This window comes from Inquilinus sp. OTU3971 (assembly GCF_038440215.1).
In genome coordinates this window covers 17,582-32,658 of the sequence record NZ_JASATH010000081.1, presented here as the reverse complement: position 1 = coordinate 32,658, position 15,077 = coordinate 17,582, and the positions used below count along the sequence as shown (strand labels likewise).

The window sequence follows — 15,077 nt, the reverse complement described above, 5'->3', positions numbered from 1 at the left end:
TCCTTCCGACTTCTCAGTGCAACCAGATTTTCATCTGCCGCCCTGTCCGACCCGCCGTTTCGCTTTCGCTCGCCGCCGTGTCGTCGTCGGTGAGGCGGTTTATAGGGGGGTCGCCGGGGCCTGTCAAACGCTTTGTGACGAAAATTTTTCGAACAGCGTTTTCTCCTCGCGAGGTGCTTTCCCGCGCAAGGCAGAGAGGCTCCAGACACCGCCGGATCGAGCGCTTCCGCCCGATCCGGCCATCCCTAGGTGGAGATTCGTGCGTACGCGCGCAAGGGGTTGTGGGTGGGGATTTCGGGTGGCCCAGCCGGTTGACCTGACTCCGCCGCTCCCGCATGTTCGGCCGGTGATTCAGGCACGCCCCGGCCCAACGGGCAGCCTCCCCACCGCCCCTCGGAGACCGACCCATTGCGAATCGTCCCGCTCGGAGTCCTGTCGATTCTCGCTTTGGCCAGTCTCGGGGCCGGTGCCTTTCTCCTTCTCCCCGAATCGTCGCATCCCGCCGATGCCGCCACTGCCGGCCCGGCAGCGCAGACGACGCTCCGATCGGATGACCAGATCGCCTATGACGCGCTGTTTCCGGCCCCGGACGAGCCGGCGGACTGGGTCCTGGCGGCCATCGACGAGGGTCTGAGTCGGCCTCGGGGCCCACGCGGCGCCGAACGCCGGGTGGTCGAGGTGGCGGCAGGCGACACGCTGACCGGCCTGCTGACCGAGGCCGGAATCGCCGAGGACGAGGCCCATGCCGCCGCAGCGGCCCTGGACGGGCTGTACGACCCGACCAAGCTGCGAATCGGCCAGCCGATCACGGTGACCTTCGACCGCAGCGGTGGCGAGCGCGTGCTGAAGGCGGTCAGCCTGATGCCAGAGGTCGACCGCACCGTCACCGTGCGCCGCACGCCCGACGGCAATTTCCGCAGCAGCGAGGCCGAGCGGGTGTTGGAGAGCCGGCCGGTCGGCATCGCAGGCGAGATCGAATCGAGCCTCTATGCCGATGCGACCGCGGCCGGGGTGCCGGATGCGGTGGTGCTGTCGCTGCTGAAGACCTGGGCCTATTCGGTCGATTTCCAGCGCGACCTGCAGCCGGGCGACCGATTCGCCGTGATGTTCAGCCAGGACCATAGCCCGGACGGCAGCGTCGCCCGGCTCGGGCCGGTCGAGATGGCGCGGCTCGAGCTCGGCGACAAGACCCTGACCATGTACCGGTTCGAGAGCCGCGACGGCACGGTCGACTACTACGACCGCGACGGCACCAGCGTGCGCCGGCTGCTGCTGCGCACCCCGGTCGACGGGGCACGGCTGACCTCCCGATTCGGCGCTCGGCGCCACCCGGTCCTGGGCTATACCCGGATGCATCGCGGCGTCGATTTCGGCGCCCCCAGCGGCACGCCGATCTACGCCGCCGGCGACGGCACGGTGGAGCTGATCGGCACCCAGCGCGGCTATGGCCGCGTCATCCGGCTGCAGCACAACGGCAGGCTGTCGACCGCCTATGCCCATATGAGCCGCTTCGCCCGGCTGAAGAAGGGCGCGCGGGTCAAGCAGGGGGAGGTGATCGGCTATGTCGGGTCCAGCGGCATGGCGACCGGGCCGCATCTGCACTACGAGGTCCTGGTCGCCGGCGCCCAGGTCAACCCGCTGAGCGTCGACCTGCCGACCGGCACCACCCTGGCCGGCCGCGACCGGACCGAGTTCCGGCGCCGGGTCGAGGCGATCGACCGGCAGTTCCGGCAGCTGACCGAGGAGGCGCCGGTCGCCTCGACTGGCCAAGGCGTGAACGGCTAGAAGGCGAAGCGCAGCGCCAGGCCGGTCCCCGGCAGCGGCGGCACCCTGATCTCGCCCGGATGACGGGCATGGGCGACGTGGCCGGCCCGCAACGCCGATTCGCAGGCATCGAGGTCGCTTGTGGCGAGGTGCAGCATCGGCTGGTCGCCGACGCCGAGGGTGAAGCCGCCGATCGCGACCGAATCGCCCTCGCGCCTCGCCCCGTCCAACGCCGCCCAGGCGGCCAGGGCCGGCTCGGCGAGCGGGTTCGGCAGGTCGAGCCGGAGGATCCCGGTCGCGCCGTTGGCGTGGCGCTCCCATTCCGGCCGGCGCAGCAGCTCCGGCGTCCGGTGCTCGGTGGCGAAGAGCGGCAGGCCGAAGGCGTCGCGCCGGGCCGGATAGGACAGCCGGAAGGCCGGCTGAACGGGACCCTCCGGCAGATCGAGCAGCCGGGCGAGGTCGCGCGCCGGCTCTCCACCCGCCCCTGCCGCGTCGAAGGCGGCGGCGGCCGAATCGGCCGAGCGGGTCGCGAGCGAGATTCCCAGCAACCCCTCCCCGCCCCGCGCCAGGCGCTCACCGAGGCCGTTGTCGAACTGCGTCGGGTCGAGCACGCCGAGCAGCTCGATGTAATCGGCCTCCAGCATGATGCAGTAATTGGCGGTGCCCCAGCCGATGTGGCGGCCGCGCGGCGTCACGGTGAAGCCGAGGCGGCGCCAGGTGTCGCGCGCCGCATCCAGCGCCGCCACCGCCAGGATGACATGGTCGAGCCCGGTGATCGCCGCCATCAGAAGCCCCCGTGCTCGGCCAGATGCGCCTCCTCTTCCGGCGTGCTGGCGCGGCCGAGGATGGCGTTGCGGTGCGGGAAGCGGCCGAAGCGCTCGATCACTGCGAGGTGGCGCCGGGCATAGTCGACATACTCCGGGTCGGCGATTCCGGCGGCCTGCAGGTCCAGGCTGCGCTGCTGGTCGGCCAGATCCTCGCTGTGCTCGAAGGGCAGATAGAGGAACAGCCGGTGGTCGTCGGTCAGCGCCGGGTCGTGGTCGAAGCCCCGGTCGACCGCTGCCTTGGCCACGGCCAGCGCCTTGGGATCGGTGGCGAAGGCGCGCGGCGTGCCCCGAAAGAGGTTGCGCGGCAGTTGGTCGAGCAGGATGCAGAGCGCGACCGCGCCGAGCGGCGTGCCGGCCCAGTCGTCGTGCCGGCCGGAAGCGGCCTCCTCGTGCAGGGTCAGGAACCGGGCGCGGATCTCGGCATCGAAGCCGGCGTCGCCGGAGAACCAGCGTTCCTTCCCGGACTCCTCGAACCAGAAGGCCAGCAGGTCATGGGCAGAGACGGAGAGTGGGGTCATGCGGGGCAGAGTCCGTGGCCGATGATATCGTCGAACAGGGCATGCAGCGGATCCTCGGCGAGGTCCACAGCGCCATGCGGGTCGAGCCGGAGGGCGAAGCGGCCGGCCAGCAGCGCCTTGCGCCGGTCGCCCGTGGCCAGGTCGGCGGCCGCCTCCTCCAGCATCAACGAAGCGGCCAGCAGCTCGGCCGCCGGATGCATCAGCCGGCGGGCCAGCCGAGGCCCGTCCTCCGGCCGCGCCCGCAGATGGGCGAAGCCGGCGCGGCAGCTGTCGAGCACCGGGCGCAGCCGCGCCGAGATCGGCTGCAGCGCCTCGGGCGCCGCGGCGAGGATGCCGGAGATTCGGTCCAGCAAAGCCTGGTCGCCGGGCAGCTTGCCAATGGTGGCGCGCAGGAACTCCAGCGCCTGGACATTGGCCGGCCCCTCCCACACCGCGGTGACCAGCGCGTCGCGGTAGAGCCGGGCCGTGGGCCATTCCTCGGTGTAGCCGTTGCCGCCGACGATCTCGACCGCCTGGGCGGCGGCGGCGGTCGCCTGCGCCGCGGTCCAGTACTTGGCCAGCGCCACGGCGGCACGGCGCCAGCCCTCGACCGCCGGCTCCTCGCCCGGCGCCTCGAAGGCGACGGCCGCCTCGAAGGCCAGCGCCGCCGAGGCCTCCTGGGTCGCGGCGAGGTCGAGCAGCGCGTCGCGCATCATCGAAGTGCTGCGCAGCAGCGCGCCGCCGACCCGACGGTGGCTGGTCCAGGCCAGCGATTCGAGCAGGGCGCGGCGGTGCATGCCGGCGGCGCCGAAGGCGTTGTGCACCCGGCTGTATTCCAGCGCCTCGAGCATCGCCTTCAGGCCGTGCGGCGGCGGCGCGACCTCGACCGCCCAGGCGCCGTCCAGCACGGTCTCGCCGGTGGCGAGGCCGCGGGTGCCGACCTTGTCCTTCAGCCGGCGGACATGGAGACGGTTCGGCGTGCCGTCCGGCAGCGCCGAGGGCACCAGGTAGCAGCCCAGGCCGCGGGCCCCGTCCGGCGCGCCGCGCGGCCGGGCGGTGGCCAGCGCCAGCCCGGCCCCGGCATTGCTGGTGAACCATTTCAGCCCGGTCAGGCGCCAGGCCGCGCCGTCCGGCTCCGCCACCGTGGTGGTGGCGGCGACATCGGTGCCGCCATGCAGCTCGGTCGCCCAGGTGCCGCCGCTCAGAGCCTGGCCATCCATCCGGGTCAGGAGCGGCAGCCATTGGCTGCGCACCGGGTCCGGCGCCAGCCGGTCCAGCGCCCAGGCGACGGCGCCGGTCAGTGTCACCGGGCAGTGCAGCGACACGTCGGCCTGGGACAGCACGCCGCCCATGACGAAGGACAGCAGATGCGGCGCCCGCTCAGGGCCGAAGGCGAGGCCGATGACGCCGCGGCGATAGGCGTCGGCGTGGCAGGCGCGGTATTCGGCGTTCAGCACCACCCGGCCGACCGGCGCGCCGGTGCCGTCATGGCTTTCGAGCCGCGGCGGGGCGTGCCGGCTGGTGTAGTCGGCCTGCGCCTCCACCGCGTCGCCGACCCAGGCGCCGAACTCGGCCAGCCGGTCGCCGAAGCGCGGCAGCAGGTCCGGGCTGCGCCGGTCCAGGCGGCGCTGCAGGTCGCGGTCGGTGGTGAACAGGTTCAGGCCGCGGATCGCGGGCGGAAGCGCGAGCGGTCGGGTCTCGATCCGGTCCATGGCGGCGGACTCCCAGCAGCGATGCCCCAAAATAGCACGAGGCGGCGCAAGCGCCGCCTCGTGTCGGATCGGAAGTCGAACTGCTCAGTGGGCGTTCGCCCAGACCTTGCGCTTCACCGAGTACAACAGCCCGGCGAAGATGATCAGGAACAGGACCACCTTGACGCCGGTGTGCTTGCGCTCCTCCATCGCCGGCTCGGCTGTCCACATCAGGAAATTGACGACGTCCCAGGCCATCTGCTCGTGCTTGGCCTCGGTGCCGTCGCTGTAGGTGACGGCGCCGTCGGTCAGGATATTCGGCATCGCCGTGACATGGCCGGGGAAATAGGCGTTGTAGTTCAGCCCGTCGGGCACCTGGAAGCCTTCCGGCGCATCGTGGAAGCCGGTGAGGAAGGCGTAGACGTAGTTCGGGCCGTCGGTCTCGCCGCCAGAGCCGCGCGCCTTGGCCATCAGCGACAGGTCGGGCGGCACCTTGCCGCCATTGGCCGCCGCCGCCGCCTTGTCGTTCGGGAACGGGTTGTGGAACCGGTCCGACGGCAGCGCCGTGCGCTCGATCGGCTCGCCGGCATCGTTGGTGTCGGCGACCTTGTACTCGGCGGCGATGGCCTTGACCTCGTCCTCGGTGAAGCCGAGCCCACCGCCGCCCCCGCCGGGGCCGAGATCGCGGTAGGACATCAGGTGCATCGAATGGCAGGTCGAGCAGACTTCCTTGTAGACCTGGAAGCCGCGCTGGGCCGAGGCCCGGTCGAAGGTGCCGAAGAAGCCGCCGAAGGTCCAGTTCTGGGCCGGCGGCTCCACAGCATGCTCCTCCTGCGCCCGGGCGGCCGGCAGCCCGGCGCCGAGCGTCAGCAGCATTGCCGCGGCAGTGAGGGCGGATCGCAGCATGATCTTGTCGAGGAGCGGCATGGTCACGCCTTCACCGTATTCGTAGCGGCCGACGGCCCGAGGACGGATTCGCTGATGCTGCGCGGCAGCGGCAGCGGCCGTTCGATCTTGCCCAGGATCGGCAGGATCACCAGGAAGTGCAGGAAGTAGTAGACCATGCCGACCTGGCCGATCACCACCGGCAGCCCTTCCGGCGGCTGCGACCCGGCATAGCCGAGGCCGATCACCGAGGCGACCAGCAGCCAGAAGCACCAGCGGTAGATCGGGCGGAACCGGGCGCTGCGGACCCGGCTGGTGTCGAGCCAGGGCAGCACGAACAGGATGGCGATGGCGCCGAACATGGCGATGACGCCGAGCAGCTTCGCCGGGATGCCGAACAGGCTGAAGGTGATCGAGCGCAGGATCGCGTAGAACGGCAGGAAGTACCATTCCGGGACGATGTGCGCCGGCGTCTGCAGCGGGTTGGCCTGGATGTAGTTGTCGGCATGCCCCATCAGGTTCGGCGCGAAGAACACGATGAAGGCATAGAAGATCAGGAACACGGCGATGCCGAAGCTGTCCTTGGCCGTGTAGTACGGGTGGAAGGGCAGCGTGTCCTGCGGCCCCTTCGGGTCGATGCCCGACGGGTTGTTCGAGCCGGTGACGTGGAAGGCGCCGACATGGATGACGACGACGCCGAGGATCACGAAGGGCAGCAGGAAGTGCAGCGAGTAGAATCGGTTCAGCGTCGGGTTGTCGACCGCGAAGCCGCCCCACAGCCAGGTGACGATGTTCTCGCCGACCAGCGGGATGGCGGAGAACAGGTTGGTGATGACGGTGGCGCCCCAGAAGCTCATCTGGCCCCAGGGCAGCACATAGCCCATGAAGGCGGTGGCCATCATCAGCAGGAAGATCAGGACGCCGAAGATCCACACCAGCTCACGCGGGCTCTTGTACGAGCCGTAATACAGGCCGCGGAAGATGTGGATGTAGACGGCGATGAAGAACATCGACGCGCCGTTGGCATGGATGTAGCGCATCAGCCAGCCGTAATTGACGTCGCGCATGATGCGCTCGACCGACTGGAAGGCGAAATCGACATGCGGCGTGTACTGCATCGACAGGAACAGGCCGGTGGCGATCATGATCACCAGCATCATCCCGGCGATGGCGCCGAAGTTCCAAAGATAATTGAAGTTCCGCGGAGCCGGGTATTCGCCGTACTCCTTGTACATCATCGAGAAGATCGGCAGCCGCGAATCGATCCAGCGGATCGCCGGGTTCTTGAAATGGGTCGGTTGGGCTGAGGCGTGGGCCATGGGAAGTCTCCGGAACGAGCGGCTCAGCCGATCTTGACCTTGGTGTCGGCGGTGAAGGCGTAGGTCGGCACCTCGAGATTCAGCGGTGCCGGGCCCGACCGGATGCGCCCGGAGGTGTCGTAGATCGACCCGTGGCAGGGGCAGAACCAGCCGCCGAACGGGCCGCGGTTCTCACCCGGATTCTGGCCCAGCGGGATGCAGCCGAGATGGGTGCAGACGCCGACCACGACGAGCCATTCCGCCTTCTGCACGCGCGCCGAATCGGGCTGCGGGTCCGGCAGCTGGCTCAGCGGCACCTCTTCGGCAGCCTTGATCTGGTCTTCCGGCCGGTGGCGGATGAACACCGGCTTGCCGCGCCACTTCACCGTCAGGGACTGGCCGACCGCCACCGGCGTCAGGTCGACGTCGATCGTCGCCAGGGCCAGGACGTCCTTCGACGGGTTCATGCTGTCGATCAGGGGCCAGGCGACGGTGGCGACGCCGACCGCGCCCACAGCGCCGGTCAGGAGATACAGGAAGTCGCGACGAGTGCCCCCCTCCCCGGATGCGTGATCCCCGGTCGGCGTATGATTCGGGCCCGGCGCGCCCTGGAGGGTGGTATCCGACATTGTTGCAACGGTCCTTCTTGGTCGACCTTATCTTCCCCCGCGCCCCCGAGCTGGCTTCGGGCCCGGGCGACGACGCCGTATCCCGGGCAGGAGGCGGCCTGGGGTCTATACAATGCCATTCCGACCCTTGCAATTCGCTAGAACCACACAGCGACGCAGCACCGCGGCCCCCTATGCGCCTTGTCCTCTACGAACCCGACATCCCGCAGAACGCCGGCACGATGATGCGGCTGGCCGCCGCGCTCGGCGTCGCGGTCGACCTGATCGAGCCCTGCGGCTTCCTGGTCGACGACCGGCGGCTGCGGCGCGCGGCCATGGACTACGCGGATTTCCTCGATCTCACGCGCTGGACCAGCTGGCGGCGCTATGCCGAGATCGCCCATGCCGGGCGGCTGGTGTTGCTGACCACGAAGGCCAGCCAGCCCTATGCCGGCTTCGCCTTCGCCCCGTCCGACCGGATCATGGTCGGGCGCGAGAGCGCCGGCGTGCCCGAGGCGGTGCATGCTGCGGCGGATGCCCGCATCATCATCCCGCTGCGGCCCGAGGCGCGTTCGATCAATGTCGCGACCGCCGCGGCGATGGTTCTGGGCGAGGCGATTCGGCAGACCGGCGCCGGCCCCTGATGCCCGGGACCTGCGGCGCGGATGGCCTTTCCCGGCCCTCCCGCCCGTCCTATGGTGCCGGCGCAGCAACAGAGGCCGCCGCATGAGCCCGACTTCGCCCGCCCCGACCGAGGCCCGCAAGGCCGAAGCCGCCGCCTGGTTCGCGACGCTGCGCGACCGGATCTGCGCCGCCTTCGAGGCGATCGAGGACGACTATGCCGGCCCCCTGTCCGACCGGCCGCCCGGGCGCTTCGAGCGCCGGGCCTGGGACCGGCCGGGCGGTGGCGGCGGCGTGATGTCGACGATGCGCGGCCGGGTGTTCGAGAAGGTCGGCGTCAACATCTCGACCGTGCATGGCGAGTTCTCGGAGGCGTTCCGGGCGCAGATCAAGGGCGCCGAGGGCGACGGCCGGTTCTGGGCCTCGGGCATCAGCCTCGTCGCCCATCTGCAGAGCCCGCTGGTGCCGGCGGTACACATGAACACGCGGCGGATCGAGACCTCGATCGGCTGGTTCGGCGGCGGCGCCGACCTGACGCCGATGGTTCCCGACGAGGCGGACACCGCGGAATTCCACGCCGTGCTGCAGGCCGCCTGCGACCGGCACGACCCGGGCTATTACCCGCGCTTCAAGGAGTGGTGCGACCGGTACTTCTTCCTGCCGCACCGGGACGAGCCGCGCGGCGTCGGCGGTATCTTCTACGACAATCTCGACAGCGGCGACTGGGAGGCCGATTTCGCCTTCACCCGCGAGGTCGGCCTGGCCTTTCTCGACGTCTATCCGCGCATCGTCCGCCGCCACATGGACCGGCCCTGGACCGAGGCGCAGCGCCAGCACCAACTGCAGCGCCGCGGCCGTTATGTCGAGTTCAACCTGCTGTACGACCGCGGCACCACCTTCGGCCTGAAGACCGGGGGCAACACCGAGGCGATCCTGATGTCGCTGCCGCCCCTGGTGGCCTGGCCTTAGAGACCGCTTGATAATGCTACTGGCGCGGCCGGATGGAGGCGCTTTCTGCGCGTCCGGTGCCGGTCGGACGCAAAAAGGGGCGGCATGTCGGATCGCCGCCTCGCCGACCGTCCTTCGGTCGAACCCGGCGCGCGAGACGCCGCCATCGACAGGAGAATGAGATGAGAAAGGTCGTCACCGCCGCATTCGTCAGCCTGGACGGTGTGATGCAGGCCCCAGGCGGGCCGGAGGAGGATCCGACCGGCGGCTTCGCGCTGGGCGGCTGGGTGTTCCCGCACGCGGACGACATCATGGGGCAGGCGCTGGACAAGACCTTCGGCACGCCCTTCGACCTGCTGCTGGGCCGCAAGACCTATGAGATCTTCGCCGCCCACTGGCCGTACGTCGCCGCGGACGATCCGATCGGCAAGGTGTTCAACGCGGTGACCAAATATGTCGCCACCCGCTCGGCCGCGCCCCTGTCCTGGCAGAACTCGGTGGCCCTGCGCGGCGATGCGGCAAAGACGGTCGCCGAGCTGAAGCGGCACAACGGCCCGACCCTGTTGCTGCAAGGCAGCGGCGACCTGATCCAGACCCTGCTGGCGCACGACCTGATCGACGAGTTCCGGCTGATGACCTTCCCGATCGTGCTAGGCCCCGGCAAGCGGCTGTTCGGCCGCGGCGCCATCCCGGCAGGGCTGAAGCTGGTCGACAGCAAGGTCTCGACCACCGGGGTGGTGATCAGCAGCTATGTCCGGTCCGGCGAGGTGACGACCGGGTCCTTCGCCCTGGCCGAGCCGACCGAGGCCGAGCTCGCCCGGCGCGAGCGGATGAAACGGGAAGGGTGAGCCGGGGATCCACCTGGTGTCAGCATTCGCATTACCTCTCCCACCTGGCGGGAGAGGTCGGGCACGTGCAGCGAGACCGGGTGAGGGCTGGCACAGGCCTCGACAAAATCCCCTCACCCGGAGCCGCTTCGCGTCTCCGACCTCTCCCGCAAGCGGGAGAGGCAATCACTGGTCGATCACCCTGGCCTGGTCGGATCCAAAGCCGTCCGGCTCTAGGCCGGCAGGGCGCCGGAGCGCTTGGCGGTCCAGGTCGCGATGTAGTCCATCAGCCCCGGGGACAGGCAGTCATAGGGCGGCAGCCCCAGCTCCGTCAGCCGCGCGCGCACGCCGTCCATGCGGCTCGGGTCGACGCCCGATTCGATGATCGACGAGACGAAGGCGGCGAAGGTCGGCGCGGCATAGCCGCTGGTGTCGAACCGCTCCGGATGGATGAAGGACAGGCCCTTGAACGGATGGTCGCACTCGACCGGGCCGTACAGGTGCACGCCGCATTGCTTGCAGGCGTGCCGCTGAATCAGGGCGCTCGGATCGACCACCGCCAGCTTGTCGCCGTTCTCCAGCACCGTCACCTTGTCACTCGGCACCACGGCGACGACCGAGAAGGCCGAGCCCTTCGGCTTCCAGCACTTGGTGCAGCCGCAGGCATGGTTGTGGGCGACGTCGCCCTCGATGCGCACCTTGACGGGACGATCGGTGCACAGACAGGTCAGCGTGCCGCCCTGGAAGCTGCCTGACCCTTGGCGCACGCCGCCGTCGACGACCGGGTGTATGGACTCGCTCATCGCGTTTCTCCCTTTGACGTTCGTTGACCCGGATGGTCGTTCCGGCGGAAGTGTCGGACATGTACGGCGGAATCTCTATTGGACCCTCGGACGAGAAATGGTGCCAAGATCGGGGATCAGCCCAGCCTGAGCCACCCCGAGGAGCACCATGTTCGATCCCGTTGAGCGCCGCCCGGTCGGCCGTACATCGCTGCGCGTGTCCCGCCTCGGCATCGGCGGCGGCAGCCTGTTCAGCTCGATCGGCGACGCCGCCGTGGCCGCGCTGGTCGACCATTGCTGGGACCGCGGCCTGCGCCATTTCGACACCGCCGCCCTCTATGCCGGCGGGGTCAGCGAGACGCGCTTCGGCACGGCGCTGGCGGACCGGCCGCGCGACGAGCATGTGCTGTCGACCAAGGCCGGCCGCACCACCGAGGACGGGCAGAACCGCTTCGACTACACGCGGGACGGCATCCTGCGCTCGGTCGAGCGCAGCCTGGCCAAGCTAAAGCGCGACCGGCTGGACATCGTCTTCATCCACGACGTCACCCCCGACCTGCTCGGCGATGCCTATGAGGCCCGATTCGCCGAGGCGATGGACGGCGCCTATCCGGCGCTGGCGGAGCTGCGCAGCCGGGGTGTGGTCGGCGCCATCGGCGTCGGCGTCGGGAATTGGCAGGTGTGTCAGCGCTTTGCCGAGGCCGGCGACTTCGACTGCATGATGCTGGCCGGCGGCTATACCCTGCTGAAGCAGGATTCGGTGCCGTTCCTCGACGACTGCGTGGCGCGGGGGATTTCGGTGCTGGTGGCGGCGCCGTTCAACACCGGCATCCTGGCCACCGGCGCGGTCGAGGGCGCACGCTACCACTACAAGCCGGCGCCGCCCGAGGTGCTGGAGCAGACCCGGCGGATCGAGGCAGTGTGCCGCCGCCACGACGTGCCCCTGCCGGCGGCGGCGCTGCAGTTCCCGCTGTGCCACCCGGCCGTGGCCAGCGTCGTCGTTGGCCACCAGTCGGCCGAGGAGGTCGACCGCAACCTGGCCCTGCTGCGGCAGGACATTCCGGAGGCGCTGTGGGCCGAGCTGGCGGCGGAGACGACGGCGGCGTAACGGCGCTAGCCCGCCGTGTGCTCGGTGATCGCGGTCACGATCGTCTCCCAATCCGCAGGATGCAGCTCGTGCCCGCCGCCTTCGATCCGGACCAGCCGGGCGCCCGGAACGACGTCGGCGAAGAAGGCGCCGTGCTCGACCGGGAAGATCGGGTCGGCCGTGCCGTGGATGACCAGCAGCGGCGGCTGCAGCTCGCCCAGCCGGCCCCGCCACCGGTCGCCACCCTTCAGCATGAAGTGGTTGGTGGCGCTGGCGAAGCTGCGCGCCCGGTCGTAATCGATCTCGATCAGCCGGCGGGCCGCCGCCGCGTCATGTGGATGGGCGGTGCCGGCGATGGCGCGGACGTCGCGGCACATGAAGTCGATCGCCTGCGACCGGTCGGTCCAGTCGACCGATTCGCCGGTCGCGGCATGTTCCATATAGGCCGCCGTGGTCCGCGGCAGGTGTGAGGTGTCGGTGCCGACCGGCGAGGTGCTGATCGCGGTCAGCGAGGCGACCCGGTCCGGATGCGCCAGGGCGGCGAATTGCGCGATCATGCCGCCGAGCGACATGCCGACGACGTGAGCCCGGCCCAGCCCGTAGCCGTCGAGCACGCGGATGGCGTCGTCGGCCATGTCGTCGAAGCCGTAGGGCGGCTGGCCCGGCGGATAGCCGGTCGACCGGCCGGTGTCGCGGTTGTCGTAGCGGATCACATGGCGGCCCCGCTCGGCCAGGCGGCGGCAGAATCCTTCCGGCCACCACAGCATCGACGCCATGGCGCCCATGATCAGCAGCACCTGCGGGTGCGCTGGGTCGCCGAAGGCCTCGGTCGCGATCTCGACGCCGCCGGCCTTGACGGCCTTCTCGCTCATTTCGTTTCCCCCTTTTTTGTCAGTCCGGCCTAGACCCCGGCCAGCTCGCGCAGCCGGTCCAGACTCTCGTCCCGGCCGGGGCGCAGGCCTTGTCCGATCCACCAGCGCTCGACTTCGGCCAGGGCCCGACCGACGGCGGGGCCGGAGAGGCCGAGGGCGACCACGTCGCGGCCGCGCACCGGCAGGGCCGGCACGTGCTCCTTCTCCAGCGCCGCCAAAGCGCGCTTGAAGCTCCAGCGCTTCGGCGCCGCGGCCCAGGCCAGGCGCAGCCGGTCGCGGCCGCCGGCCCGGCCGTGCCGGTACAAGAGCAGCCGCACCCCGACCTCGTCCGGCGCGTTGTCGAGCGTGCTCTCCTGCAGCCCGACCAGCCGGTCGCGATCGTCATTCGACAGCTTCAGCCGCGCCGCCACCCCCGCCGCGTCGCCGCACAGCAGCGCCGCCAGCCGCAGCAGCGGGTCGGCGCCGGGGGCGACCTGGACCAGCCCCTGCAGCCGGGCGATGTCACCATCCTCGCCGATCACGTGCCGGGCGATGCCGGCCTCGACCATCGCCCGCCAGACCGGCACCGGGTCGGGCGCGGCCAGCAGCTTCAGCAGCTCGGCCCGCACCCGCTCGCCCGACAGCCGGTCGAGGCCGCCGGCCGCGGCGACGCAGGCGGCGAGCGCCGGCGGATCGAGCTCGCCCTGGCCGTAATGGGCGTGGAAGCGGAAGAAGCGCAGGATGCGCAGCGCATCCTCGGCGATGCGCTGCGCCGGGTCGCCGACGAAGCGGATCCGGCCGGCCAGCGCGTCCGCCGCCCCGCCGAAATAGTCGTGCACCACGCCTTCGGGATCGGCCGACAGCGCGTTCATGGTGAAGTCGCGCCGCGCCGCGTCGGCCCGCCAGTCGGCGGTGAACTCGACCACCGCATGCCGGCCGTCGGTCTCGACATCGACCCTGAGCGTGGTGATCTCGAAGCTCTTGCCATGCGACCGCGCGGTGACCGTGCCGTGCTCCAGCCCGGTCGGAATCACGCCGAGCCCGGCGTTGCGCAGCGCCACCATCACCGCCTCCGGCCGTAGCGGCGTGGCGATGTCGACATCCGCGGCGTCGCGGCCGAGCAGCGCGTTGCGGACGCAGCCGCCGACGAAGCGCGGGTCGAAGCCGGGGATCGACAGGGCGTTGATCACCGCCCGGGCGGCGGCATCGGTGGCCCAGCCGGGCAGCGGCGACAGGCGGTAAGGGGTCGTCATTCGGTGGTCCCGAGCAGCACGTCGCGGAGATTCCTCAGGATGCCCGCGGTCACGCCCCAGACATAGCGGTCGCGATAGGGGAAGGCGTAGTACTGCCGCTCCACCCCCTGCACGGTGATGCGGTGCAGCTTCGGGTTGTTCGGGGCCAGGATGAAGGCCAGCGGCACCTCGAAGATCTCCGCCACCTCGAACGGGTCGGGCGCGGTCTCGAGCGGCGGCGTCAGCAGGCCGACGAAGGGCTGGATCTCGAAGCCGGTGCGGCTGACATAGGTGTCGAGCCGGCCGACGATCTCGACCTTCTGCCGCGGCAGGCCGATCTCCTCCTCGGTCTCGCGCAGCGCCGCCGCCAGCGGGTCGGGGTCGCCCGCATCGACGCCGCCGCCGGGGAAGGCGATCTGGCCGGCATGGGCGGTCAGATGCGGCGTGCGCAGGGTCAGGAGGATGGTGTCGCCCTCCGGCCGCCGGACGATCGGCACCAGCACCGCCGCCGGCCGCAGGCCCGCCAGCGGCGTCAGGTCGGGGTTGAGGTCGTGGTCGCCGCGGGACAGGCGGGGACGGTAGTGCCGCAGCCGGTCCAGATCGGCCGCGGCCGGGGGCGGTTCGGCGCCGCTCACGCCTGGTCCAGCGGGAAGAATGTCCGGTGACTCCATACCCCCATCCGGCCGTGATGGCTGACGGCGATCTCGGCGAGCTCGTAGAACACCGGGCGCGACAGCAGCGCGTCGAGCCCCTCGGCGATCCGGATATAGGGCGACGGCTCGCCGGAGTCGGCGGCGAAGGCGACGCGGATCGGATGCTCCGGCCCGGCCTCGCGGACCTGGTCGAGATTGGTGCGGAGGGTCAGGACCTGGTCCTCGCCCGTCCCCGCCACCTCCACCGCCACGGCGACGAAGGGCGCGTCGTCGACCGTGATCCGCCCGCGCTCGGCCGGGGTGATCAGCCAGTAGTCCCCGGCGGCGTCGCGCCGCAGCACCGTGGCGAACAGCTTGACCAGGGGCAGGCGGCGGATCGGACTGCCGTGATAGTACCAGGTGCCGTCGCGGCCGATGCGGATATCATAGGCCTCGTCCGCCGCTGTCGGGCCTCGTCGGGCGCCGGCCAAAGCCGCACCAACGGCGCCTGCGTCAGACTGCGCCTG

16 protein-coding genes are annotated in these 15,077 nt (G+C 70.6%); 5 read left to right on the top strand and 11 right to left on the bottom strand.

Annotation, left to right across the window (positions count from 1 at the left end; translation table 11 throughout):
- Positions 1–408 precede the first annotated feature (408 nt).
- Positions 409–1,785 (top strand): M23 family metallopeptidase, encoded by a 1,377-nt coding sequence (locus AAHM41_RS20495; RefSeq protein ID WP_342238432.1) that lies wholly within the window; start codon positions 409–411, stop codon positions 1,783–1,785.
- On the opposite strand, the gene AAHM41_RS20490 is transcribed toward AAHM41_RS20495, so the two are convergent.
- From AAHM41_RS20490 to petA, 6 genes are all read right to left on the bottom strand, one after another.
- Positions 1,782–2,549, bottom strand: a complete 768-nt coding sequence (locus AAHM41_RS20490) for a VOC family protein (protein WP_342238431.1) — start codon at positions 2,547–2,549, stop codon at positions 1,782–1,784. The two genes, AAHM41_RS20495 and AAHM41_RS20490, sit on opposite strands and share 4 nt — an antisense overlap.
- On the bottom strand, positions 2,549–3,109 hold the full coding sequence (locus tag AAHM41_RS20485; RefSeq protein WP_342238430.1) for a DUF924 family protein: 561 nt from the start codon (positions 3,107–3,109) through the stop codon (positions 2,549–2,551). The genes AAHM41_RS20490 and AAHM41_RS20485 overlap by 1 nt, the downstream gene beginning before the upstream one ends.
- Positions 3,106–4,800: an acyl-CoA dehydrogenase family protein gene (locus AAHM41_RS20480; RefSeq protein ID WP_342238429.1), complete on the bottom strand. Its 1,695-nt coding sequence runs from the start codon at positions 4,798–4,800 to the stop codon at positions 3,106–3,108. The genes AAHM41_RS20485 and AAHM41_RS20480 overlap by 4 nt, the downstream gene beginning before the upstream one ends.
- A gap of 84 nt (positions 4,801–4,884) precedes the next feature.
- Positions 4,885–5,706, bottom strand: coding sequence for a cytochrome c1 (locus tag AAHM41_RS20475; protein WP_342238433.1), 822 nt, complete (start codon positions 5,704–5,706; stop codon positions 4,885–4,887).
- A gap of 2 nt (positions 5,707–5,708) precedes the next feature.
- Complete coding sequence (locus AAHM41_RS20470; protein WP_342238428.1) at positions 5,709–6,983, bottom strand: cytochrome b; 1,275 nt, start codon at positions 6,981–6,983, stop codon at positions 5,709–5,711.
- Positions 6,984–7,006: 23 nt separating this feature from the next.
- The gene (petA, locus tag AAHM41_RS20465) at positions 7,007–7,591 is read right to left on the bottom strand and encodes a ubiquinol-cytochrome c reductase iron-sulfur subunit (protein ID WP_342238427.1); all 585 of its coding nucleotides are present in this window, start codon (positions 7,589–7,591) and stop codon (positions 7,007–7,009) included.
- 173 nt (positions 7,592–7,764) lie between these two features.
- Between petA and AAHM41_RS20460 the strand changes: the two genes are divergently transcribed.
- From AAHM41_RS20460 to AAHM41_RS20450, 3 genes are all read left to right on the top strand, one after another.
- Positions 7,765–8,214, top strand: coding sequence for a tRNA (cytidine(34)-2'-O)-methyltransferase (locus tag AAHM41_RS20460; RefSeq protein WP_342238426.1), 450 nt, complete (start codon positions 7,765–7,767; stop codon positions 8,212–8,214).
- Between the two features lie 82 nt (positions 8,215–8,296).
- Positions 8,297–9,160, top strand: coding sequence for an oxygen-dependent coproporphyrinogen oxidase (gene hemF / locus AAHM41_RS20455; protein ID WP_342238425.1), 864 nt, complete (start codon positions 8,297–8,299; stop codon positions 9,158–9,160).
- Positions 9,161–9,321: 161 nt separating this feature from the next.
- Positions 9,322–9,987, top strand: coding sequence for a dihydrofolate reductase family protein (locus tag AAHM41_RS20450; protein ID WP_342238424.1), 666 nt, complete (start codon positions 9,322–9,324; stop codon positions 9,985–9,987).
- A 212-nt stretch (positions 9,988–10,199) separates the two neighbouring features.
- On the opposite strand, the gene gfa is transcribed toward AAHM41_RS20450, so the two are convergent.
- The gene (gene gfa, locus AAHM41_RS20445; RefSeq protein ID WP_342238423.1) at positions 10,200–10,769 is read right to left on the bottom strand and encodes an S-(hydroxymethyl)glutathione synthase; all 570 of its coding nucleotides are present in this window, start codon (positions 10,767–10,769) and stop codon (positions 10,200–10,202) included.
- Positions 10,770–10,917: 148 nt separating this feature from the next.
- Here gfa and AAHM41_RS20440 point away from each other — a divergent pair, with 148 nt between their 5' ends.
- Complete coding sequence (locus tag AAHM41_RS20440; RefSeq protein ID WP_342238422.1) at positions 10,918–11,856, top strand: aldo/keto reductase; 939 nt, start codon at positions 10,918–10,920, stop codon at positions 11,854–11,856.
- 5 nt (positions 11,857–11,861) lie between these two features.
- Here the strand turns inward: AAHM41_RS20440 and AAHM41_RS20435 are convergent, their stop codons facing one another.
- Genes AAHM41_RS20435 through AAHM41_RS20420 form a run of 4 tightly spaced genes read right to left on the bottom strand, consistent with a single transcriptional unit; the run spans position 11,862 to position 15,041 of the window.
- Entirely contained in the window at positions 11,862–12,707 is an 846-nt protein-coding gene (locus tag AAHM41_RS20435; protein WP_342238421.1) for an alpha/beta fold hydrolase, read from the bottom strand.
- 29 nt (positions 12,708–12,736) lie between these two features.
- Complete coding sequence (locus AAHM41_RS20430) at positions 12,737–13,939, bottom strand: CCA tRNA nucleotidyltransferase (RefSeq protein ID WP_342238420.1); 1,203 nt, start codon at positions 13,937–13,939, stop codon at positions 12,737–12,739.
- Positions 13,936–14,553 (bottom strand): CoA pyrophosphatase, encoded by a 618-nt coding sequence (locus AAHM41_RS20425; RefSeq protein ID WP_342238419.1) that lies wholly within the window; start codon positions 14,551–14,553, stop codon positions 13,936–13,938. Before AAHM41_RS20425 ends, AAHM41_RS20430 begins: the two co-directional genes overlap by 4 nt.
- Entirely contained in the window at positions 14,550–15,041 is a 492-nt protein-coding gene (locus AAHM41_RS20420; protein WP_342238418.1) for a DUF1285 domain-containing protein, read from the bottom strand. The genes AAHM41_RS20425 and AAHM41_RS20420 overlap by 4 nt, the downstream gene beginning before the upstream one ends.
- Between the last annotated feature and the right edge of the window lie 36 nt (positions 15,042–15,077).